Here is a 21,424-nt window from a genome sequence, read left to right as displayed (position 1 = left end):
GGATTACATGCTAGAAATCAAAAACTTAAACTGCGTTTTAAACGCACATTTTTCGCTCCAAAACATCAATATTTCGTTAAATCCTAGCGAAAGGGTGGCGATCGTGGGCGAGAGCGGGAGCGGAAAAAGCTCTATCGCTAATATCATCATGCGTTTAAACCCTAGATTCAAACCCCATAATGGCGAAGTGTTGTTTGAAACAACCAACCTTTTAAAAGAAAGCGAAGCATTTATGCAGCATTTAAGGGGTAATGCGATAGCCTACATCGCTCAAGACCCCCTATCCAGCCTAAACCCCTTGCATAAAATCGGCAAGCAAATGAGTGAAGCCTATTTTTTACACCATAAAAACGCTTCTAAAACGCTCCTTAAAGAAAAAGTTTTAAACGCCATGCAGCAAGTCCAATTAGATGAAAAATTTTTAAATCGTTACCCTTATGAATTGAGCGGAGGGCAGCGCCAAAGGGTGTGTATCGCTATGGGCATTATTAATGCACCCAAACTGCTCATTTGCGATGAGCCTACCACCGCATTAGATGCGCAAATCCAAAACCAGATTTTAGACTTGCTCAAGCAATTGAGCGTGGAAAAAAACATCGCCCTTTTATTCATTAGCCATGATTTGAAAGCGGTCAAACGCTTAGCTGATAGGGTTTATGTGCTAAAAAAAGGCGAGATAGTAGAAACCAATTCCACTAAAGAGCTTTTTAATGACCCCAAGCACGAATATTCAAAACTCTTGATTCAAGCTTCAAACTTGCCCGCTAAAAATTTAAAAGCGCTAGATGAGACGCTTTTAGAGGTGAAAGATTTTAGCGTTTATTACTTGCAAAAACGCTTTTTTAGGCCTTCTTTAAAAAAGCCCCTTATTGCATCAGTCAATTTTTCCCTCAAAGCCAAAGAAAACATCGGCATCATTGGCGAAAGCGGGAGCGGGAAAAGCTCTTTAGCGTTGGGGCTTTTAAAACTCGCTTTAAATAGTGGGGAAGAAAAGATTTTAGGCCAAAGCGTGGGGCTTTTAAATTCTAAGGCGTTCAAACCCTACCGCAAGATTTTGCAAATGGTGTTTCAAGACCCTTACGCATCATTAAACCCTCGCTTAAGCATTCAAAGCATTTTAACAGAGGCTTTGCACTTTGCTTACCCTAAAGCTTCCAAAGAAGAATGGCACCATCTCGCAAAACTTTGTTTAGAAGAGGTGTGTTTAAACCCTGAATTGCTTAACTTTTACGCTTATGAACTCAGCGGTGGGGAGCGCCAAAGAGTGGCGATCGCTAGAGCGATTGCCTTAAAACCTAAAATCATTCTTTTAGATGAGCCCACTTCTGCTTTAGATAAAAGCATTCAAAAAAGCGTGTTGGAATTGCTGTTGGATTTACAAGAAAAACAGGATTTGAGCTATTTGTTTATCAGCCATGATTTAGATGTGATCAAAGCGTTTTGTGATAAGGTGTTAGTGATAAGTGAGGGGAAAGTCGTAGAAATGGGCACTATTAAAGAAGTGTTTGACAACCCTAAACACGCTTATACGAAGCGTTTGTTGGAATCTAGGCTTTAAAGCTTTATTTAAAATTCATGCCTTTAAGCGTTTTTAACCGCTTTTTAATGGGTGTTATCTTTTCTACAAACAAAACAAAGAAACTTGATAGGGGGCTGTTTTTAAATAAGGGTAGTTGTCAATGAAGAATGAAAAGACCTTGGATTCTTCAGGCAAAATCTTTTCTTTAAAGGTTTTTTCATAGCTTTTTTTGACAAACAATTTAAACGCATGCTCTTCTACAAAATTGTGAGGGTTTTTAAGCACTTCTAGGCGTAAAACGCATTTGTTTAGAGTAAATTTGGAATTGTTTTTGACTCCCACTTGCAAAGAAAAGGCTTTGCTATAGCTTAAAGGGTTAGCGTGTAAGATGCGTGTTTCTATAGGGTAAATCGTTTGAGTGAGTAAAACATTCAAAGCAAAAGGCATGCTTAAAAACGCGCCTAAAAAAGCCGTTGCCGCTATATATCTGGCCAAGCGGTTTCTTAAAAGCAAAGCCAAAAGGAGCAAAATCGCGCAAAAAAGGATTAAAACGCTCGCTATTAAAACGCTAATTAAAGTCGCTTGACTTAAAAAGCCCTTAAAAGACTCCAAAAAAGCTTGGATAAAGGCAAGAGATGCCATGCGTTTTTAAGGCTCTTTAGTCTCGGCAATACTAGATTTAACCTTACTTTTAGTGTCAATCCAAATATTAGGCACAGCCCCGCCTGGAGTGAGCATGATTTGAGCGTTATTGTTGGTTTTTAACGCTTCATTAAACTGGCCTTGAACTTCAATTTGGCGCAGTCTTAAAAGCTTGTCGCTCAAGCTTTGTGAAATGCTTAAATTAGCTTGAGATTTTGCCTTAGCCTCAATCACGATCGCATCAGCCACGCCCTGAGCCTTAATCCTGTTAGCGTCCGCTTCCCCTTTAGCCAGAGCGGCTTGTTTTTGAGCTTCTTGCTTGGAGCGCTCCACCTCATATTTCACCCTTTCTGATTCTTGGCGCGCGATTTGGACTTTTTCAATTTGCTCTTTAATCTTAGCGGGCAAGACGATTTCTCGCAATTGGATAGAGCTTAATTCCACAGGGGTGTTGGGGAGCTTAGAAACTTCTTTATTGATACCGCTATTGATCAAAGCGGCGATTTCATTGCGCTTAATGGGTAAATCTTCAGCCGGGTAACGCCCCACGACAGATCGCACCACATCGCGCACCACAGGGTTGATGATTTTTTGCTCCCAAGATAAGCCATAAGTAGCGATCGTTTGGGGGGTGGTTTGAGGGTTTAGGCGGTATTGCACGGTGAGTTCAATAGAAACGGTCAAGCCCCTACTATCCATCACATTAATAGCGTCGTTTCTAAAAATCCCTTGGTTTTTACCCGCCACGCCCATGTCTTCGGTGCGTGAAAAATTGATATTTCTAATCCTTGTATCTACAATAAGAATGTCTTGAATGATAGGCACAAAGAAGTGGATTCCTGGCTGTAAGGGGGTGGGTTCGTATTTCCCGGCGGTGATTTTAATGCCAATTTCTCCTGAGCTAATCACTTCAAAAGGCTTGGCCAAAAAAGCGATAACGCCTAAAAGGACAATGACAATTAAAACCGATAGTTTTTTAGAATTAAAAGAGTTAGACGGCGGGATGAAACGCCCCCCATCATTGGGCGTATTAGGCGTGGGGGTTTCTCTTTGAGAATTTTTCTTTTTTAAATGTTCGTTCAAATCAATGGGCATGGATTTCCTTTTTAAATATTTTAACGGCGTTTGGGTTTTTTAGAATGGTGGTTTGTTTTAGGGTGTCTGTCTTGGTGCTGACCCTTTTTGAAAGAACGCGCTTGCTCACGCTGGTGTGTTTTTTTGTTAGAGGTTTTTGGCGTTTTTTCTTTAGGGTTTTGAATCGCATCAATTTCTTGCTGGTTTAAGCCAATTTTGCTGGTTTCAAACTGCAAGCTCAAAAGTTTTAAAACCAATTGAGACGGCTCAAAAATTTCAGTAAGCTGTTCATAAAGACTGATGATCCCTTCAGACACTTTAGCGTCATGCAAGGTTTTGATGATCTGATTTTCGTTAATGGTGGGGATCTCAAAAAGCTCAATTTTTGAATCAATTTCTTTTTGCATGCGTAAAAGCTCTTTGTATTCTAAGGGGGTTACTAAAGTGATTGCCATGCCTTTTTTGCCCGCTCGCCCGGTTCTCCCGATGCGATGGATATAGCTCTCGGTATTTAGGGGCAAGTGGTAATTGAACACATGGCTTACACCGCTAATATCCAACCCACGGCTCGCCACATCTGTAGCCACCAACACATCAGCGTCATTTTTTTTAAACGCCATGATAGAAGCGCGCCGATCCCTTTGATCCATATCCCCATGCAAGGCGGTGCTTTTGTAATTTTTAGAAGCAAGGAATTGGTGCAATTCATCGGCTTCTTTTTTGGTGCGCGTGAAAACAATACTCTTTTTGGGCGCTTGGGTGTCTAAAAGGTGCATGATCGCTTCAGCCCTCTCATGCTCATTAATCACATAAAAGCGTTGGGTGATGTCAGTGTTAGTGATATTGGAAGGGGCGATATGGATTTTAATAGGGTTTTCTAAAATCCTATCCGCTAGTCTTTTAATCGGCTCTGGCATCGTGGCTGAAAAAAGCAAAATCTGCGCTTCGCTAGGGAGATAGTCAAAAATCTCTTCAATATCGTCTAAAAACCCCATATCCAGCATTTCATCGCTTTCATCTAAAACGACCACTTTAGGCACAAATTTATGGATGCGTTCGTTTTTTAAATGATCCAGCAACCTTCCTGGTGTAGCGATCATCACTTGGGGGTTTTTCTTAATAAATTCGCATTGTTTTTTAACGCTCTGGCCTCCATACACGCACACGGTTTTAGTCCTAGTGTGTTTGCCCAATTTGAAAATCTCATCGCTAATTTGCATGGCTAACTCTCTAGTGGGCGTGATCACTAAGGCCTCTATGGTGTGGTTGTTTTTAAGGTTGTTGATAATGGGCAGAGCGAAAGCGGCGGTTTTTCCTGTGCCTGTTTGGGCTTGTGCGATGACATCTCGGCCTTGCAAAACAGCCGGAATAGCCTTTTCTTGAATGGGGCTTGGGGAAGTGAAACCGGCTTCATAAACGGATTTTAAAACCGATTCTTTTAAGCCCAAATCATTAAAACTCGGCTTATGATAAGCGTCATCATCAATTTCTGTAGGGAGTGGTGGTTGATTAAATTCCATGGGAGATTCATACCTCAATTTAATTTGAAACTTTATAAAAAGCTAATAAAAGGCTAAAATTAAAATCTTTGATTTAAAGTTTATAAGATTTTTGAGTATAGCATAAAAATGCGCTCAATTAGGTTTAAAGTTTTTATAAAAGGCTTATGCTAAAATAATTAGAATTTAGGGAATAAGAAAGGGTTTGATTGAAACGGGTGTTTTTATGGCTTATTTTTGTATTAGCCTTTCACAAGCTTTTGGCCGAAAAAATAGGCGATATAGCGAGCGTGGTGGGCGTAAGGGATAACCAGCTGATTGGTTATGGGCTTGTGATTGGCCTAAATGGCACAGGGGATAAATCCGGCTCAAAATTCACCATGCAATCCATTTCTAACATGCTAGAGAGCGTGAATGTCAAAATCTCTGCAGATGATATTAAATCTAAAAATGTCGCTGCAGTGATGATTACAGCCTCCTTGCCCCCCTTTGCAAGACAGGGCGATAAAATTGATATTCAAATTTCTTCTATTGGGGATGCAAAATCCATTCAAGGAGGGACTTTGGTGATGACCCCTTTAAATGCGGTAGATGGGAATATTTACGCCCTCGCTCAAGGGGCTATCACTTCGGGTAATTCTAATAACTTGCTCTCAGCCAATATCATCAATGGGGCGACTATTGAAAGGGAAGTTTCGTATGATTTGTTCCATAAAAACGCCATGGTTTTAAGCCTAAAAAACCCCAATTTTAAAAACGCTATCCAAGTGCAAAACACTTTAAATAAGGTATTTGGTAATAAAGTAGCGATAGCATTAGATCCAAAAACCATTCAAATCACTCGCCCAGAGCGTTTTTCTATGGTGGAGTTTTTAGCCTTAGTGCAAGAAATCCCTATTAATTACAGCGCAAAAAATAAGATCATTGTGGATGAAAAATCAGGCACGATCGTTTCAGGAGTGGATATAATGGTGCATCCTATAGTGGTTACAAGCCAAGACATCACGCTTAAAATCACTAAAGAGCCCTTAGACAATTCTAAAAACGCGCAGGATTTAGACAATAACATGTCCTTAGACACCGCTCATAACACGCTGAGTTCTAATGGGAAAAACATCACCATTGCCGGGGTGGTGAAAGCCTTACAAAAAATTGGCGTGAGCGCTAAGGGGATGGTTTCAATCTTGCAAGCCCTAAAAAAAAGCGGTGCGATTAGCGCTGAAATGGAGATACTATGATAAACAACAATAAAGCCATGTTAGAGCAATACAATGTTTCTAAATTAGCGAGCGAAGAGAAATTAAAAGCGTTAGCTCAAAATAAAAACGACAAGCTCCTCAAAGAACAAACCGATTCTTTTGAAGCGTTGCTTTTAAAATTCATGCTAGATAGCGCTATGAAAATGGATAACCCTTTGTATCCTAAAGCCCCAGGCGATGAGATTTACACTTCCATGTATAAGGACACCCTTTCTAAAGAATTGAGCGGGAATTTTGGCTATAGCGAAATGCTGTTTAATTTCTTAAAAGAGCAAGAAAAACAAAAATCATGAAAAAATCCAAGCGCTTAAAACGCCCTTATTTGAAGCGTTCCCATTTGAAACACTCTTATAAGGCTTCTTCTTTCAAGGGGTTGTTAAAAAAAGAGGATAATGTGATTTCATTAGAAAACTTTAAACCCAAAGAGAGCGAAGATTTATTAGAAAATTTTTCCAACAAAAAAGACATGCAAGAATTGCTAGGGCTTTTAAACCAATTTATTTTACAAAGCTACAAGGTAGAAAAGGAATTTAAGGATTATAAAGCCCTTTATGAATGGGTCATAGAGATTTTACCGCAAGCCATTTGGGTGGTGAATGAAAACGGGAGCTTTTTTTATAAAAATTCTTTAGCCAATCAAAGCCATGAGGTGTTCAATAAGGCTAAATTAGAAAATTTTAACACTGAAATTGAACATGAAAATAAAAGCTATTTGGTCCAGCAAAACAGCATTCAAGGCAAGCAAATCATCACCGCAACCGATATTAGCGCTCAAAAACGCCAAGAACGGCTCGCTTCTATGGGGAAAATCTCAGCGCATTTAGCCCATGAGATCAGAAACCCTGTAGGCTCTATCTCTCTTTTAGCTTCGGTGTTATTAAAGCATGCAAATGAAAAGACTAAGCCCATTGTTGTAGAATTGCAAAAAGCTTTATGGCGCGTGGAAAGAATCATTAAAGCCACCTTGCTTTTTTCTAAAGGCATTCAAGCCAACCGCACCAAGCAAAGTTTAAAAACGCTAGAGAGCGATCTCAAAGAAGCCCTAAATTGCTACACTTACTCTAAAGACATTGATTTTCTTTTTAATTTTAGCGATGAAGAAGGGTTTTTTGACTTTGATTTGATGGGGATTGTGCTGCAAAATTTCTTGTATAACGCTATTGATGCGATTGAAGCCTTAGAAGAGAGCGAGCAGGGTCAAGTGAAGATTGAAGCGTTCATTCAAAACGAATTTATTGTCTTCACTATTATTGATAATGGCAAGGAAGTGGAAAACAAAAGCGCTTTGTTTGAACCTTTTGAAACCACTAAATTAAAGGGTAATGGCTTAGGGTTAGCCCTGTCTTTACAAGTGGTTAAAGCCCATGAAGGGAGCATTGCGCTATTAGAAAATCAAGAAAAAACCTTTGAAATTAAGATTCTTAACGCTTCTTGATTTGGATAACTATTCCCCTTAAAAATGAGTTTTACTATAAAACAAAATTTTAAAAAGATTAAATAATATTAAATTGAATAGGGTTTATCAATATTTGACAAAAATAAGATCAAAAAAATTTTTCATTAACTCTTTTGGTGTAGGATAGCGATCAAGGTTTTTATGAAAATAAAAGCCTAAAACAATTTTAAAAAAGGATTTTTGATGAAAACATTTGAAATTTTAAAACATTTGCAAGCGGATGCGATCGTGTTGTTTATGAAAGTGCATAACTTCCATTGGAATGTGAAAGGCACCGATTTTTTTAATGTGCATAAAGCCACCGAAGAAATTTATGAAGAGTTTGCGGACATGTTTGATGATCTCGCTGAAAGGATTGTTCAATTAGGACACCACCCCCTAGTCACTTTATCCGAAGCGATCAAACTCACTCGTGTTAAAGAAGAAACTAAAACAAGCTTCCACTCTAAAGACATCTTTAAAGAAATTCTAGAGGACTACAAACACCTAGAAAAAGAATTTAAAGAGCTCTCTAACACCGCTGAAAAAGAAGGCGATAAAGTCACCGTAACTTATGCGGACGATCAATTGGCCAAGTTGCAAAAATCCATTTGGATGCTGCAAGCCCATTTGGCTTAAGCTCCCAAAAAGAAGCCAGCATGAGAGATTACAGCGAACTTGAAATTTTTGAGGGAAACCCCTTAGACAAGTGGAATGACATTATTTTTCATGCGAGTAGAAAGCTTTCTAAAAAAGAGCTAGAAAGGCTTTTAGAGCTTCTGGCTCTCTTGGAAACTTTTATAGAAAAAGAAGACTTAGAAGAAAAGTTTGAATCTTTCGCTAAAGCTTTAAGAATTGATGAAGAGTTGCAACAAAAAATAGAGAGCAAAAAAACAGACATTGTGATCCAATCCATGGCGAATATTCTTAGCGGGAATGAATGAGCTTATCCGCTATGGCTTGATGTTTCTCTTTTTTTTAAAGGCGTTTGGGCTTGATTATGGGATAGATAAAACGCTAGAATTAAAAAAAGATGAAGTGTTTAAAGCGATCATCAAAGACACTTCAAACGAACAAACCAAAGAAATCACGCTCTATTGGACGCTATATGCAAATAAAGGTTTAGTCATCAACATGCGTTTTAACCATTTCCCTTACCAGTTTATTTTATACACCGATCATGCGAGAAACACCTATAACCTCAAAGTTTTTGAAGAAAAATTTTCTTCTAACAGCGTTCTGTCGCTTGTGTTTAAAGACTTTAAAGAAGATAAAGCCGCTTTAAGGCTTTTAGCCCTTATGCCCCTTGTTTTTTCTCCTAAAGAGCCTTAAGGAATTTGCATGCAAGAAAAACAACTCAAAGCCATTCAAAACAAGATCGCTTCTTGGATCAAAGAAATAGAAAGCGCCTTTATAGATGAATTGTTTTCTAAGATTGGCCCTTCAAAAATGCTGCGCTCCAAACTCATGCTCGCTTTATTAAATGGAAAAACAGACGCTATTTTATTGGATAAAGCATTCAATTTGTGCGCGATTGTAGAAATGATACAGACCGCTTCTTTATTGCATGATGATGTGATTGACAAGGCGACCATGCGCCGAAAGCTCCCCAGCATTAACGCTCTTTTTGGTAATTTTAACGCCGTGATGCTTGGAGATGTGTTTTATTCTAAAGCCTTTTTTGAACTCTCTAAAATGGGTGAATCCATCGCTCAAACTCTCTCTAATGCGGTTTTAAGGCTCTCTAGGGGCGAGATTGAAGATGTGTTTGTGGGGGAATGTTTCAATAGCGACAAACAAAAATACTGGCGTATTTTAGAAGACAAGACCGCTCATTTCATAGAAGCGAGTCTAAAGAGCATGGCGATTCTTTTAAATAAAGACGCAAAAATATATGCGGATTTTGGATTAAATTTTGGCATGGCGTTTCAAATCATTGATGATTTATTAGACATCACTCAAGACGCCAAAACTTTAGGTAAGCCCAATTTTAGCGATTTTAAAGAGGGCAAGACCACTTTACCCTACTTGCTTTTATATGAAAAATTAAATCCGCATGAACAAGGGCTTTTAATTTCTTATTTTAAACAAGATAGTCATGAAATCATAGAATGGACTAAGGAAAAATTCAAGCAATATGGTATCATAGAAGAAACCCTTAAAACCGCTCAAGTTTATTCTAAAAAGGCCCTTGAAGCCATTAAAAAGGAAAACAATTTGATTTTAGAAAAACTAGCGCAAGATGTCATTTATAGGACTTTTTAATGGAGTTAGAAACTCATTTGTCAAAATATTTCACCCTAGCCTTTACGCATAAAAGCATGGGCTTAGAAATGCGAGAAAAACTCGCTATCAATTCGAGCGCAACGCTTAAAGAATTTTTACAAACCATTAAAAACCATTGCCCTAACATCAAAGAGTGCATGGTGTTATCCACATGCAATCGCTTTGAAATCTATGCGAGCCTAAAGCATGGCGCTCATGCTAATGAACAAAAAAGCGCGTTATTAAAAATTTTGGCTCAAAATAAAAAAATGAGCGTGTCTGATTTAGAAAAATGCGTTTTAATGAGCGTTGATGAAAGCGCAGTCCATCATGTCTTTAGCGTGTGCAGCAGTTTGGATAGCCTAGTAGTGGGGGAAACTCAAATCACAGGGCAGATGAAAAACGCCTATAAATTCGCTTTTGAAGAGAAATTTTGCTCCAAAGATTTAACCCGATTGCTCCATTTTGCTTTCAAATGCGCCGCTAAAGTGCGCAATTTAACCGGCATTTCCAAACAAGGAGTCTCCATCTCTTCAGTGGCGGTCAAAGAAGCGCTTAATATTTTTGAAAAAGAAAGGATTAAGGATAAAAAAGCCCTTGTGATAGGGCTTGGCGAGATGGCTCAATTAGTCATCAAGCACCTTTTAAACAAGCAATTTGAAGCGCTTATCTTGGGGCGTAATGAGGCTAAATTTGAAGATTTCATCAAAGAATTAGAAGAGCCTAAAAAAGTGAGCTTTCAAAATATAGAAAATTTAAACGCTTATATCAATGAATACCAACTGCTTTTTTGCGCCACTTCTTCGCCGCATTTTATCGTGCAAAATGACATGTTAAAAGAAACGATTTTCAGGCGTTTTTGGTTTGATTTAGCCGTGCCACGGAATATTGAAAAGCCGGTATTGGATAATATTTTCTTATACAGCGTGGATGATTTAGAGCCTATGGTTAGAGAAAATGTGGAAAACCGGCAAGAGAGCAGAACGAAAGCTTATGAGATTGTAGGGCTTGCCACTATGGAGTTTTACCAATGGATCCAAAGCTTAGAAGTAGAGCCTTTGATTAAGGATTTAAGGGAGTTAGCTAGGATTTCAGCCCAGAAGGAATTGCAAAAAGCGCTTAAAAAACGCTATGTGCCTAAAGAATACGAAAGCAATATTGAAAAAATCTTGCACAACGCTTTCAATACTTTTTTACACCACCCTACCATCGCCTTAAAAAAGAACGCTCAAAAAGAAGAATCCGATGTGCTTGTGGGCGCGATTAAAAACTTGTTTAATTTAGACAAATCTAGCGCCAATCATGCCCAGAATTTAAATCTCTATAAATGCGAATATTACGAGGAATAATGCATGCTATTTTCAAAACTCTTTGCCCCCACTCTTAAAGAACCCCCTAAAGATGCCGTGTTAAAAAGCCATAAACACTTAGCTCAAGCAGGATACATTTATCAAGTAGGCAGCGGGATTTATAATTTTTTGCCTTTAGCTAAAAAAGTGCTAGACAAGATAGAAAACATCACGCACAAACGCATGCAAGAGCATGGGGCGCAAAATATTTTAATGAGTTTTGTCGTTTTAGCGAGTTTGTGGGAAAAATCAGGCCGTTTGGATAAATACGGCAAGGAATTATTGGTTTTTAAAGACCGAAAAGACAATGATTTTGTTTTAAGCCCCACTTTAGAAGAAAATATCACCGAAATTGCTGCTAATTTCATTAAAAGCTACAAGCAATTACCCGTCCATCTCTATCAAATCCACACGAAATTCCGTGATGAAATCCGCCCACGATTCGGGTTAGTGAGAGCGAGGGAATTTATCATGAAAGATGGTTATAGCTTTCATGAAGACGCTGAGAGCTTGGATAAGGAATTTTTAAACACGCAAAGCGCTTATAAAGAGATTTTAAGCGATTTGGGTTTGGATTTTCGCATTGTGGAAGCGGATAGCGGGGCGATTGGAGGGAGTAAGAGCAGGGAATTTGTCGTTTTAACCGAATGCGGGGAAGACACGATCGTGGTGTGTAAAAATTGCGATTATGCCGCCAACATTGAAATCGCTAAACGCTCTAAAAGGCCTGAGCCTTTAAATGTCCCAAAAGCGCAATTAGCGAAATTCCCTACCCCTAATACCACCAGCGCGCAAAGCGTGGCGGAGTTTTTTAAAACAGAGCCTTATTTTGTTTTAAAAGCGCTTGTTAGAAAAGTGATCCATAAAGATAAAGAAACCCTAGCGTGCTTTTTTGTCAGGGGCGATGACAATTTAGAGGAAGTTAAAGCCCTAAACGCCTTGAATCTTTTAGGAGCGAACGCTTTAGAGTTAAGAGAGGCCAGTAAAGAAGATTTAAACAACGCAGGGTTAATAGCGGGTTTTATAGGGCCTTATGGCTTGAAAAAGCATGTTTCTTACATTATCTTTGATGAAGATTTAAAAGAGGGCGATTGTTTGATCGTTGGGGCTAATGAAAAGGATTTTCATGCGGTGGGCGTGGATTTAAAAGGGTTTGAAAATCTTGTTTATGCGGATATTGTCCAGGTTAAAGAGAGCGATCATTGCCCTGATTGTCAAGGAGAATTGAAATACCATAAGAGTTTGGAAGTGGGGCATATTTTCAAACTCGGGCAAGGCTATGCTAAAAGCTTGAAGGCTAGTTTCTTGGATAAAAATGGTAAGGAGCGATTTTTTGAAATGGGGTGCTATGGGATAGGCATTAGCCGATTGCTCAGCGCGATTTTAGAGCAAAAAAGCGATGATCTAGGCTGTGTATGGACGAAAAATACCGCTCCTTTTGATGTGGTGATCGTGGTTTCTAATTGGAAAGATGAAGCGCAAAAAAAACTCGCTTTTGAAGTGTATGAAAGGCTGCGTCAAAAGGGCGTTGATGCGCTGTTAGACGATAGAGACGCGCGTTTTGGGGCGAAGATGAGGGATTTTGAATTGATTGGGGAACGACTAGCGCTCATTGTTGGGAAGCAAACTTTAGAGAGTAAAGAATTTGAATGCATCAAACGCGCTAATTTAGAAAAACGAACGCTTAAAGACACAGAATTAGAAGAAAAAATTTTAGAAATGTTAAAAAGCGAATAAGGGGGAAAGAGTGGGAAATTTAGTGATTGGCTCTAGGGGGAGCGAATTAGCCTTATGGCAAGCGAATCACATTAAAGAACGCCTGAAAAAAGAATGCTCTATAGAAAGCGAGATTCAAATCGTTAAGACTAAGGGCGATAAGATCTTAGACACCCCTTTAAATAAGATTGGCGGTAAGGGGCTATTCACTAAGGAATTAGAAGAATTGCTTTTAAAAGGCGAAATTGATTTGGCGGTGCATTCTTTAAAAGATGTGCCGGTCGTGTTTGAAAAGGGGTTAGACTTGGCATGCATCACTAAAAGGGCTGATGTGAGGGACACTTTTTTAAGCGTGAAATTCCCTGATTTGATGAGCTTGCCTAAAGGGGCAAAGGTTGGCACGACTTCCTTAAGGCGCTCCATGCAACTCAAACTGAAGCGCCAGGATTTGGACACAGAAAGCTTGAGAGGGAATGTCCAAACCCGTTTGAAAAAGCTTGAATGCGGAGAATTTGACGCTATCATTTTAGCTGAAGCCGGGTTGTGCCGCCTAGAAATTCAAGGAGCGAAATACCGCAAGGCTTTTAGCGTGGAAGAAATGATTCCCAGCATGGGTCAAGGGGCTTTAGGGGTAGAAATGCTCAAAAGCCACAAGCATTTTGCCACGCTTCAAAAACTCAATGATGAAGAAAGCGCGTTTTGCTGCCATTTGGAAAGGGAGTTTATCAAGGGGCTTAATGGAGGGTGTCAGATCCCTATTGGCGTGCATGCGAGTTTAATGGGTGATAGGGTTAAAATCCGGGCGGTTTTAGGCTTGCCTAACGGGAAAGAAGTCATCGCTAAAGAAAAGCAAGGGGATAAAACTAAAGCGCTTGATCTGGTTCAAGAGCTTTTAGAAGCGTTTTTGCAAAGCGGGGCTAAAGAGATTTTAGAAAAGGCGCAGTTGTTTTAATGCGTTTGTTTATCGCGCTGGTTTTGTTCTTGTGGTTAAGCTTGAATGCTAAAGAAGCGGATTTCATTTCTGATTTGGAATACGGGATGGCTCTTTATAAAAACCCTAGGGGCGTTGCGTGCGCGAAATGCCATGGCATTAAAGGTGAAAAACAAGAAATCACTTTTTATTATGAAAAAGGCGAAAAAAAAATCCTCTACGCCCCTAAAATCAACCATTTAGATTTTAAAACCTTTAAAGACGCTCTAAGTTTAGGCAAAGGCATGATGCCTAAATACAATCTCAATTTAGAAGAAATCCAAGCGATTTACCTTTACATCACCTCTTTAGCGCATAAAGAAGAGCGTAAGGAACCTTTCAAGCCTTAATCAAAGCGCTTGATTTATGTTAAAATGGAGCGTTGCATTTTTTGTTTTGATTGAAGAGGGTTCTAAAAATCAGAATTTATAAAGAAGGTAAGAATGAGTGTCAAAATTTTAAAAATGTTAGTTTGTGGGTTATTTTTTTGGAGCTTGCAAGCCCATTTATGGGGGAAAAAAGACAATAGCTTTTTAGGGGTTGCTGAAAGGGCCTATAAAAGCGGGAATTATTCTAAAGCTACATCTTATTTTAAAAAAGCATGCAACGATGGGGTGAGTGAAGGTTGCACGCAATTAGGAATCATTTATGAAAACGGGCAAGGCACTAAAATAGATTATAAAAAAGCCCTAGAATATTACCAAAGCGCATGCCAGGGTGATGATAGGGAAGGGTGTTTTGGTTTAGGGGGGCTTTATGATGAGGGGTTAGGCACGACTCAAAATTATCAAGAGGCCATTGACGCTTATGCTAAGGCGTGCGTTTTAAAACACCCTGAGAGTTGCTACAATTTAGGCATTATTTATGACCGAAAAATCAAAGGCAATGCCGCTCAAGCGGTTACCTACTATCAAAAAAGCTGCAATTTTGATATGGCTAAGGGGTGTTATGTTTTGGGCGTGGCTTATGAAAAAGGCTTTTTAGAAGTCAAACAAAGCAACCATAAAGCCGTGATTTATTATTTGAAAGCGTGCCGATTGGATGATGGACAGGCTTGTCGCGCGTTAGGGAGTTTGTTTGAAAATGGCGATGCAGGGCTTGATGAAGATTTTGAAGTGGCGTTTGATTATTTGCAAAAAGCTTGCACATTAAACAATTCTGGTGGTTGCGCGAGTTTAGGCTCTATGTATATGTTAGGCAGGTATGTCAAAAAAGATCCCCAAAAGGCTTTTAATTTTTTCAAACAAGCATGCGATATGGGGAACGCGGTGAGTTGCTCTAGGATGGGCTTTATGTATTCCCAAGGGGACGCTGTTCCAAAAGACTTGAGGAAAGCCCTTGATAATTATGAAAGGGGTTGCGATATGGGCGATGAAGTGGGTTGCTTCGCTCTAGCGGGCATGTATTACAACATGAAAGATAAAGAAAACGCCATAATGATTTATGACAAGGGCTGTAAGCTAGGCATGAAACAAGCATGCGAAAACCTCACTAAACTTAGGGGGTATTGAAAAATTTTAAACCACCCAAGCAGAAAACCCAAACACCTTTAGCGTTTGTGATGAATGCTACTAGTCTATAATATTGCGTTCGTATCTAGGACAAAGGAGTTACGCCTTTAAAGGCATGATGCGTGAGCGAATGCGTTAGAGATCAAACTCTGTAAAATCCTTAGGGACACAGAGTGAAACCCAAACTCTCGCATCAGACTAGGGAAAATCTCAAATACCTTTAGTGTCGCTTTCGCTCCCGTATGAACAAGCTTATTTCAGCATTAACATTCTTTAATTTTTAAAAAATGGGATTTTTAAAACCCATAAAGAGATAGGAGGCATTTTGAAATAACCCTCCCAAAACCCCAAAACTAAATCCCCCTAACCCCATAAGAGCACCAAAACTATCACTCGCTTAGCTCTTTTATTTTGATTGTGAAAAATACCTTTTGTTTTAAAACCCTATAAAGACCAATAGATCGCTCCAAAGAACACCACGAACCCTATTAAAACGCTTATAAACATGCGTTTAGTGTCCTTAAAAGCCACCATTAAAAACGCGCTCAAATAAAACAACAATAAAAACACGCAAAAAATCCCCAAAAGCGTCTTAAACACAACGCCCACCTTAGCCTTATGCAGCATGATGAGCGCGCCTAAAAAGCCCCTTTCAATGGTTTTGATTTTTATTTGAGCGCCTTTAGTTTCAAGGTTGATTTCATACAAAGGCGTGCCAATAACCAGCGCTCCCCTATACTCTCTAGGCTCTATCTTTTTAGGCATAGCGATATGGTTTTCTTTTAGAAAGTCTTTTAAAAAATCCAATCGTTCCTCTTTTTTTAAGGATTTTTCTAAAACCCACTCTTTGATCTTAGCGCCAGTGTCTTGGCGCACCCCAAAGAGCAATGAAAGCCCACTAATCGCAAAAAGAAGCGCCAAAGGGAAGAAAAAAGTGGTCGCATAAATGTGAAAATAACGCATCATTGCAACCATTATTGCAACATGTGGCTCACGAATTTAGAAAAATTATCCAAGATCAACCCCCCTTTTCTAAACCCTAGCGCGCAAGATTCATACGCAAAAAACACATTAGGCTGATAATACAACCCGTTATGCGAATTGAGCTCGTAAAACTCTTGATAAACGGGCTTGTGGTTAGAATAAACGCCGTCCGTTTTCAAAAGCGATTGCATGGAAGCTTCAAAGATTTCACTATTCGCCCCTTCCCTACCAAAAGCCACTTTTTTGATTTGCTTTTTATTGGATAATGGCTCATAGCTCGTTTCTAACAATAGGGGGTGGTTGGGGTATCTGTCCCATAAAAGTTTTAAAAAACGCTTGGATTGGAAAAGGATCGTGTAAGCGGGGTTTAAAAAAATCGTGTTTTTATTTTCCATCATGCCTTGCATCAAAAGGGCTAATTCTGGCTCATCAATAGCGATGTTTTCCCAAGGGATTAGTTTGAATAAAAACTCATAATTCAAGCCGTTTTTAAACACGCCCTCTTCTGCATTAAATTCCACCTCATCAATGTAAGAAAAATCCGTTTCAAACCCCACGCTCTGAGCAGCGTCTTGCAAAAAACGCATGGTGCGCTCTTCTTCAATATTCCCCCTAACGCTTGAAAAAAGGATTTTCCACCCCTCATACATTTCCTCAAAACGACTCGTGTCTTCGCCTAAAGTTACCATGCGTTTAAAATTCTCGCCAAGCGCTTCATAAAGGTTATTGAATTGCTTGTTTTCATCATAGCCATTCGCTTTGAGTAACGCCCATTGAATTACCGCCGTTTCATAGAGCATGGTGGGGGTATCAGCGTTAAATTCCAATAATTTAATAGGCTTGCCATCAAGCCCCCCGGCTAAATCAAAACGCCCGTAAATGTGCCAATGCACTTCTTCTTCAAAACTCTGTTTGATCATAGGAATGAGCGCGTTAGGAATATCCAATTCAAAAAAGCGATCGTTTTGAATGGCCTCTTCAGCCGTCTCTACAAACATGTCATAAAGCTCATTACAAGCATCATAATAAGCGTCCGCTTCTTTTTGAGAAACAACCACCATTTCATCAGCGATATAAGATGACATGTCGTCATTAGTGTGCCAATCTAAGCCGATTTCTTCTAAGGTCTTATTGTCTAAAGGTTTTAAAGGAATCACTTGCATTTTTTAGCCTTAAAATAGATTAAATTATGAGTTAAAGCCCCTTGTCCCAGAGCTTACCGCAGGCGAACTAGTAGGCCTACTAGAGCCAAAAAACCCGCTCTGTCCCTTACTCGCTCCGCCCATGCTTGAAGCGCTGGGCACGCTTTTAGAAAAGGAATTTTGAGAGCGTTGGTAAGCTTGTGGGGATTTGTAGGTCCGTTGGGCGTTTTGCTGATAATTAGGATTATTGAAAAGCTTATTGCCAATATAGCTCCCTAAAATCGCCCCCGCCGCACTCCCTAAAATCGCGCTCCCCAAGCCAAAGCCTGAGCTTTCATTACTCCCTCCACCTCCATTATTAGGCTGGATAAGCTTGCTCGTGCCGTTATCAATTTTGGCTTCTTCTTCTTTGATGAGCTTTTGAATCTCTTCATTGCTTAACACGCGTTCATTGCCTTGCAAATCGCGCACTATAATGTGGGTTCTTGAGCTTGGGTATTCTTCAACAACCTTGTAAGATTTATCCTTTTGCTCTTCTAAAATCACAAACGCGCCTTTTTGAACGCTTTGACTCAGAGAGCTTTGCTCTTTTGGTTTGTCATCGGCATTGCTCTTACACCCCACAATGCTCACCATCACTAACGCGCTCAAACCACCCACGATCGCATAATCGGAAATCTTTCTGTAGGGTTTTTTCATGAGAGTAGCCTTATATCATGCCTTATAATGGTATAAGAAAGGCACACCTTTAATCATGCCAGATTCAAAAATCTTTTTAGTGGTATTTTCCACTTTAGTGCGTAAATCTTCAGGCTCTTTTTGATCGTTAATATCGTATTGGGTGGAATAAATCTTTTCAAGGATAGAGATTTTATCTTCCACGCTCGCTCCCCTAGCCCTAGCTTTCGCCATTTCTTCTTGGATCAAAGCCGCTTTTTTAGCCGAATTGACTCCAAGCCACCCCACTACAACCATTCTCACGGTGTTTTCTTTCAAGTGATCTCTGAGTTTAGTGAGCTCTTTTTGGCAATGCGGGCACATGGGATCAGAAACAATATAAAGGATTTTATCCTTATTTTCAGCGTTAGTAGAGGGCAACTCTATCGCATAATCAGCTGGCACTTCATCAAAAATAGCGTTCAATTTCGCGCTATTTTGCTGGTTGGTGTTAAGGGCTAGGATTTTTTGATTGGTTTCTGTAAGCAACTTCACATCCCCGGCATTATTGCTAAAAAAGATACCGCCAAGCCCTATGACTAAATTACCATCCTTACTCACTATAAGCGGAATATTGTATTTAGTGTCCGGATCTTCAATAACGACCATTTTTAAATCCTGGCTGGATTTTAAAGGTTTGATTTCTAAAATACGCACCTTTTTATTGGTTTGTTTTTCAATCACGCTCACTAAATTATCCTGCATCCGTTTGTCATTAGCTGAAACTGAATGTTTAGGGGCTGCCCCTAAGCCTACAAGAAGTAACGCGCTCAACACACTCGCTCTTAATATCATTAAAACTCCTAAAGTTCAATAGCCTAAACCCTTACAATAAAAGGGATAAGCTTTTAATGGGTATAATACCATAAAAATCCCCTATTTTCATAAGGCTTAAAAAGGTTTAAAGATGATTATCATTCCTGCTAGATTAAAATCCAGTCGTTTTGAAAATAAAGTGCTAGAAGATATTTTTGGCTTGCCTATGGTGGTGCGTTGCGCTAAAAATGCGAATCTTGTAGATGAATGCGTGGTCGCTTGCGATGATGAAAGCATCATGCAAACATGCCAAAAATTCCACATTAAAGCCGTGCTAACCTCCAAACACCATAATAGCGGCACAGAACGCTGTTTGGAAGCGGCGCAAATTTTAGGGTTAAAAAACGATGAAAGGGTTTTAAATTTGCAAGGCGATGAGCCTTTTTTAGAAAAAGAAGTCATTTTAGCCTTATTAGAAGCCACCAAAAACGCCCCTTTCATGGCGACTTGCGCTAAAGTCATTGATGAAGAGCAAGCCAAAAGCCCCAATTTAGTCAAGGTGGTTTTAGACAGCCAAAGTAACGCTTTGTATTTTTCGCGCTCCCTTATCCCCTTTTTACGAGACGCTGGTATGAAACGCCAAACCCCCCTTTTAGGGCATATCGGTATTTATGGCTTCCACAATAAAGAAATATTAGAAGAATTGTGCGCTTTAAAACCTTGCGTTTTAGAAGAGCTGGAAAAATTAGAGCAATTAAGGGCTTTGTATTATCAAAAAAAGATTGCAGTAAAAATCGTTCAAAGCCAAAGCGTGGGCATTGACACCAAAGAGGATTTGCAAAACGCTTTGAAAATTTTTAGCCCCAATCTCCTTTGAGCGCTAAAATTTACTCAAAGCATTTTTCACCATCAAAAACCTCTTTTTAAATCCAAAAAAAAGCAAAATTTGTTAATTTTTGCTCAATTTTATTAAAGATTCAATAAATTTATGGCATAATTTAAACGCATTGTAAATAAAGTTTCAATTTGATACGATTTTGCAAATAAAACATTACTTTAAGGAACATTTTATGAAAAAAACGATTTTACTTTCTCTTATGGCGTCATCGCTCCTTGCTGAAGATGACGGCGTTTTTATGAGCGTGGGCTATCAAATCGGCGAAGCCGCTCAAATGGTGAAAAACACCGGCGAAATCCAAAAAGTCTCCAACGCTTACGACAATTTGAACAATCTTTTAACCCGCTATAACGAGCTCAAACAAACGGCCTCTAACACCGATTCAAGCACCGCTCAAGCGATTGACAATCTAAAAGAGAGCGCTAACAGATTAAAAACGACCCCTAATAGCGCCAATCAAGCCGTGTCTTCAGCGCTCAGCTCTGCGGTAGCCATGTGGCAAGTGATAGCCTCTAATTTAGCCAATAACTCGCTACCCACTAATGAATACGAAAAAATCAATACGATTTCTCAATCGCTCCAAAATACCCTAGAGAATAAAAACAATAATCTCACCATTGATAATGACTATGAACAGCTTTTAACTCAAGCTAGCACCATTATTAGCACCCTTCAAAGCCAATGCCCAGGAATAGACGGAGGCAATGGCAAACCATGGGGCATTAATGCAAGCGGGAACGCATGCAATATTTTTGGCAACACATTTAACGCCATAAACAGCATGATAAATAGTGCTAAAAAAGCCGCCGCACAATCCCGAAGAACTGACCCAGAAAGTCCAAACCAACCAAACGCATTTACCAACGCTGATTTCAATAAAAACCTTAATCAAGTATCAAGCGTTATTAACAATACGATCTCTTACCTCAAAGGGGACAATTTAGCAACCATCTATAACACCATTCAAAAAACGCCCGGTTCTAAAGGGTTTCAAAGTTTGGTGAGCCGATCTAGCCATAGTTATTCTCTCAACGAAACACAATATTCTGAATTCCAAACTACCACCAAAGAGTTTGGCCATAACCCTTTTAGAAGCGTGGGATTGATTAACTCTCAAAGCAATAACGGGGCGATGAATGGCGTGGGCGTGCAATTAGGCTATAAGCAATTCTTTGGGAAAAATAAATTTTTTGGGATCCGGTATTATGCCTTTTTTGATTACAACCATGCCTATATCAAATCCAACTTTTTTAACTCCGCTTCTAATGTTTTCACTTATGGCGCAGGCAGTGATCTTTTATTGAATTTCATCAATGGCGGATCCAATCAAAACCGCAAAATCTCTTTTGGCATTTTTGGAGGCATCGCTCTAGCAGGCACAACATGGCTTAATTCGCAATTTGTGAATTTAAAAACCACCACTAGCATCTACAGCGCTAAAATCAACAACACCAATTTCCAATTCTTATTCAATACCGGTTTAAGGCTTCAAGGGATTCACCATGGCGTTGAATTGGGCGTGAAAATCCCCACCATCAACACGAATTACTATTCTTTCATGGGCGCTAAATTAGCATACCGAAGACTTTATAGCGTGTATTTCAATTATGTTTTGGCTTATTGATATTGAATTTGTTCTCATTATTAATGAGGACAAAGCCAACTTTTTGGCTCTCAATGCATAAGGG

Annotated in this window: 22 protein-coding genes; 15 read left to right on the top strand and 7 right to left on the bottom strand. The window is 39.4% G+C overall.

All coding sequences use genetic code 11. The annotated features are described in order from the left end of the window. Positions 1 to 7 precede the first annotated feature (7 nt). Positions 8 to 1,558: a dipeptide ABC transporter ATP-binding protein gene (locus tag HPSH112_RS01500; protein ID WP_000889790.1), complete on the top strand. Its 1,551-nt coding sequence runs from the start codon at positions 8 to 10 to the stop codon at positions 1,556 to 1,558. Between the two features lie 63 nt (positions 1,559 to 1,621). On the opposite strand, the gene HPSH112_RS01495 is transcribed toward HPSH112_RS01500, so the two are convergent. From HPSH112_RS01495 to HPSH112_RS01485, 3 genes are read right to left on the bottom strand one after another with little or no spacing between them, the layout of a single operon-like run. After that, positions 1,622 to 2,161 (bottom strand): DUF2393 domain-containing protein, encoded by a 540-nt coding sequence (locus HPSH112_RS01495; protein WP_000157389.1) that lies wholly within the window; start codon positions 2,159 to 2,161, stop codon positions 1,622 to 1,624. Positions 2,162 to 2,167: 6 nt separating this feature from the next. Continuing rightward, the gene (locus HPSH112_RS01490) at positions 2,168 to 3,256 is read right to left on the bottom strand and encodes a prohibitin family protein (RefSeq protein ID WP_001121071.1); all 1,089 of its coding nucleotides are present in this window, start codon (positions 3,254 to 3,256) and stop codon (positions 2,168 to 2,170) included. A gap of 20 nt (positions 3,257 to 3,276) precedes the next feature. Next, complete coding sequence (locus tag HPSH112_RS01485) at positions 3,277 to 4,755, bottom strand: DEAD/DEAH box helicase (protein WP_000395605.1); 1,479 nt, start codon at positions 4,753 to 4,755, stop codon at positions 3,277 to 3,279. 188 nt (positions 4,756 to 4,943) lie between these two features. Here HPSH112_RS01485 and HPSH112_RS01480 point away from each other — a divergent pair, with 188 nt between their 5' ends. From HPSH112_RS01480 to hcpE, 12 genes are all read left to right on the top strand, one after another. Next, the gene (locus HPSH112_RS01480) at positions 4,944 to 5,972 is read left to right on the top strand and encodes a flagellar basal body P-ring protein FlgI (protein WP_000832089.1); all 1,029 of its coding nucleotides are present in this window, start codon (positions 4,944 to 4,946) and stop codon (positions 5,970 to 5,972) included. Further along, a complete protein-coding gene (locus HPSH112_RS01475; RefSeq protein ID WP_000609407.1) occupies positions 5,969 to 6,286 on the top strand; it encodes a hypothetical protein in 318 nt (105 codons plus the stop codon). The genes HPSH112_RS01480 and HPSH112_RS01475 overlap by 4 nt, the downstream gene beginning before the upstream one ends. Further along, positions 6,283 to 7,428, top strand: a complete 1,146-nt coding sequence (gene flgS, locus HPSH112_RS01470) for an acid survival sensor histidine kinase (protein ID WP_000748841.1) — start codon at positions 6,283 to 6,285, stop codon at positions 7,426 to 7,428. The genes HPSH112_RS01475 and flgS overlap by 4 nt, the downstream gene beginning before the upstream one ends. A 204-nt stretch (positions 7,429 to 7,632) precedes the next feature. Beyond that, the gene (gene dps, locus HPSH112_RS01465; protein WP_000846459.1) at positions 7,633 to 8,067 is read left to right on the top strand and encodes a DNA starvation/stationary phase protection protein; all 435 of its coding nucleotides are present in this window, start codon (positions 7,633 to 7,635) and stop codon (positions 8,065 to 8,067) included. 20 nt (positions 8,068 to 8,087) lie between these two features. Then, a complete protein-coding gene (locus tag HPSH112_RS01460; RefSeq protein ID WP_001206067.1) occupies positions 8,088 to 8,372 on the top strand; it encodes a DUF2018 family protein in 285 nt (94 codons plus the stop codon). Then, on the top strand, positions 8,365 to 8,760 hold the full coding sequence (locus HPSH112_RS01455; RefSeq protein ID WP_001004144.1) for a hypothetical protein: 396 nt from the start codon (positions 8,365 to 8,367) through the stop codon (positions 8,758 to 8,760). Before HPSH112_RS01460 ends, HPSH112_RS01455 begins: the two co-directional genes overlap by 8 nt. A 9-nt stretch (positions 8,761 to 8,769) precedes the next feature. Beyond that, a complete protein-coding gene (locus tag HPSH112_RS01450) occupies positions 8,770 to 9,693 on the top strand; it encodes a polyprenyl synthetase family protein (protein ID WP_001156626.1) in 924 nt (307 codons plus the stop codon). After that, positions 9,693 to 11,042 (top strand): glutamyl-tRNA reductase, encoded by a 1,350-nt coding sequence (gene hemA / locus HPSH112_RS01445; protein WP_000418277.1) that lies wholly within the window; start codon positions 9,693 to 9,695, stop codon positions 11,040 to 11,042. Before HPSH112_RS01450 ends, hemA begins: the two co-directional genes overlap by 1 nt. Positions 11,043 to 11,045: 3 nt before the next feature. Further along, positions 11,046 to 12,779: a proline--tRNA ligase gene (gene proS, locus HPSH112_RS01440; RefSeq protein WP_000899234.1), complete on the top strand. Its 1,734-nt coding sequence runs from the start codon at positions 11,046 to 11,048 to the stop codon at positions 12,777 to 12,779. A gap of 10 nt (positions 12,780 to 12,789) precedes the next feature. After that, positions 12,790 to 13,710, top strand: coding sequence for a hydroxymethylbilane synthase (hemC, locus tag HPSH112_RS01435; protein ID WP_000527620.1), 921 nt, complete (start codon positions 12,790 to 12,792; stop codon positions 13,708 to 13,710). Then, positions 13,710 to 14,078, top strand: coding sequence for a c-type cytochrome (locus HPSH112_RS01430; protein ID WP_001235917.1), 369 nt, complete (start codon positions 13,710 to 13,712; stop codon positions 14,076 to 14,078). The genes hemC and HPSH112_RS01430 overlap by 1 nt, the downstream gene beginning before the upstream one ends. Before the next feature lie 93 nt (positions 14,079 to 14,171). Next, entirely contained in the window at positions 14,172 to 15,239 is a 1,068-nt protein-coding gene (gene hcpE / locus HPSH112_RS01425; RefSeq protein ID WP_000111768.1) for a Sel1-like repeat protein HcpE, read from the top strand. Between the two features lie 444 nt (positions 15,240 to 15,683). Here the strand turns inward: hcpE and HPSH112_RS01420 are convergent, their stop codons facing one another. The 4 genes from HPSH112_RS01420 to dsbK are packed head-to-tail and all read right to left on the bottom strand — an operon-like array spanning position 15,684 to position 18,877. Next, on the bottom strand, positions 15,684 to 16,214 hold the full coding sequence (locus HPSH112_RS01420; RefSeq protein ID WP_000226282.1) for a membrane protein: 531 nt from the start codon (positions 16,212 to 16,214) through the stop codon (positions 15,684 to 15,686). After that, a complete protein-coding gene (locus HPSH112_RS01415) occupies positions 16,214 to 17,386 on the bottom strand; it encodes a glutathionylspermidine synthase family protein (protein WP_001197176.1) in 1,173 nt (390 codons plus the stop codon). Before HPSH112_RS01415 ends, HPSH112_RS01420 begins: the two co-directional genes overlap by 1 nt. A 24-nt stretch (positions 17,387 to 17,410) precedes the next feature. Further along, positions 17,411 to 18,064: a UPF0323 family lipoprotein gene (locus tag HPSH112_RS01410; protein ID WP_000743486.1), complete on the bottom strand. Its 654-nt coding sequence runs from the start codon at positions 18,062 to 18,064 to the stop codon at positions 17,411 to 17,413. A 15-nt stretch (positions 18,065 to 18,079) separates the two neighbouring features. Further along, a complete protein-coding gene (gene dsbK / locus HPSH112_RS01405; protein ID WP_000603198.1) occupies positions 18,080 to 18,877 on the bottom strand; it encodes a protein disulfide-isomerase DsbK in 798 nt (265 codons plus the stop codon). 112 nt (positions 18,878 to 18,989) lie between these two features. On the opposite strand from dsbK, the gene kdsB reads away from it, so the two are divergent. Continuing rightward, positions 18,990 to 19,715: a 3-deoxy-manno-octulosonate cytidylyltransferase gene (kdsB, locus tag HPSH112_RS01400; protein ID WP_000584031.1), complete on the top strand. Its 726-nt coding sequence runs from the start codon at positions 18,990 to 18,992 to the stop codon at positions 19,713 to 19,715. A gap of 193 nt (positions 19,716 to 19,908) precedes the next feature. Then, positions 19,909 to 21,360 (top strand): porin HopA, encoded by a 1,452-nt coding sequence (hopA, locus tag HPSH112_RS01395; protein WP_000751101.1) that lies wholly within the window; start codon positions 19,909 to 19,911, stop codon positions 21,358 to 21,360. Positions 21,361 to 21,424: the final 64 nt, after the last annotated feature.

This window comes from Helicobacter pylori Shi112 (assembly GCF_000277405.1).
GTDB lineage: Bacteria > Campylobacterota > Campylobacteria > Campylobacterales > Helicobacteraceae > Helicobacter > Helicobacter pylori_C.
Note: the sequence above shows the minus strand (reverse complement) of the source record. Positions and strands in the feature narration are given on the sequence as shown.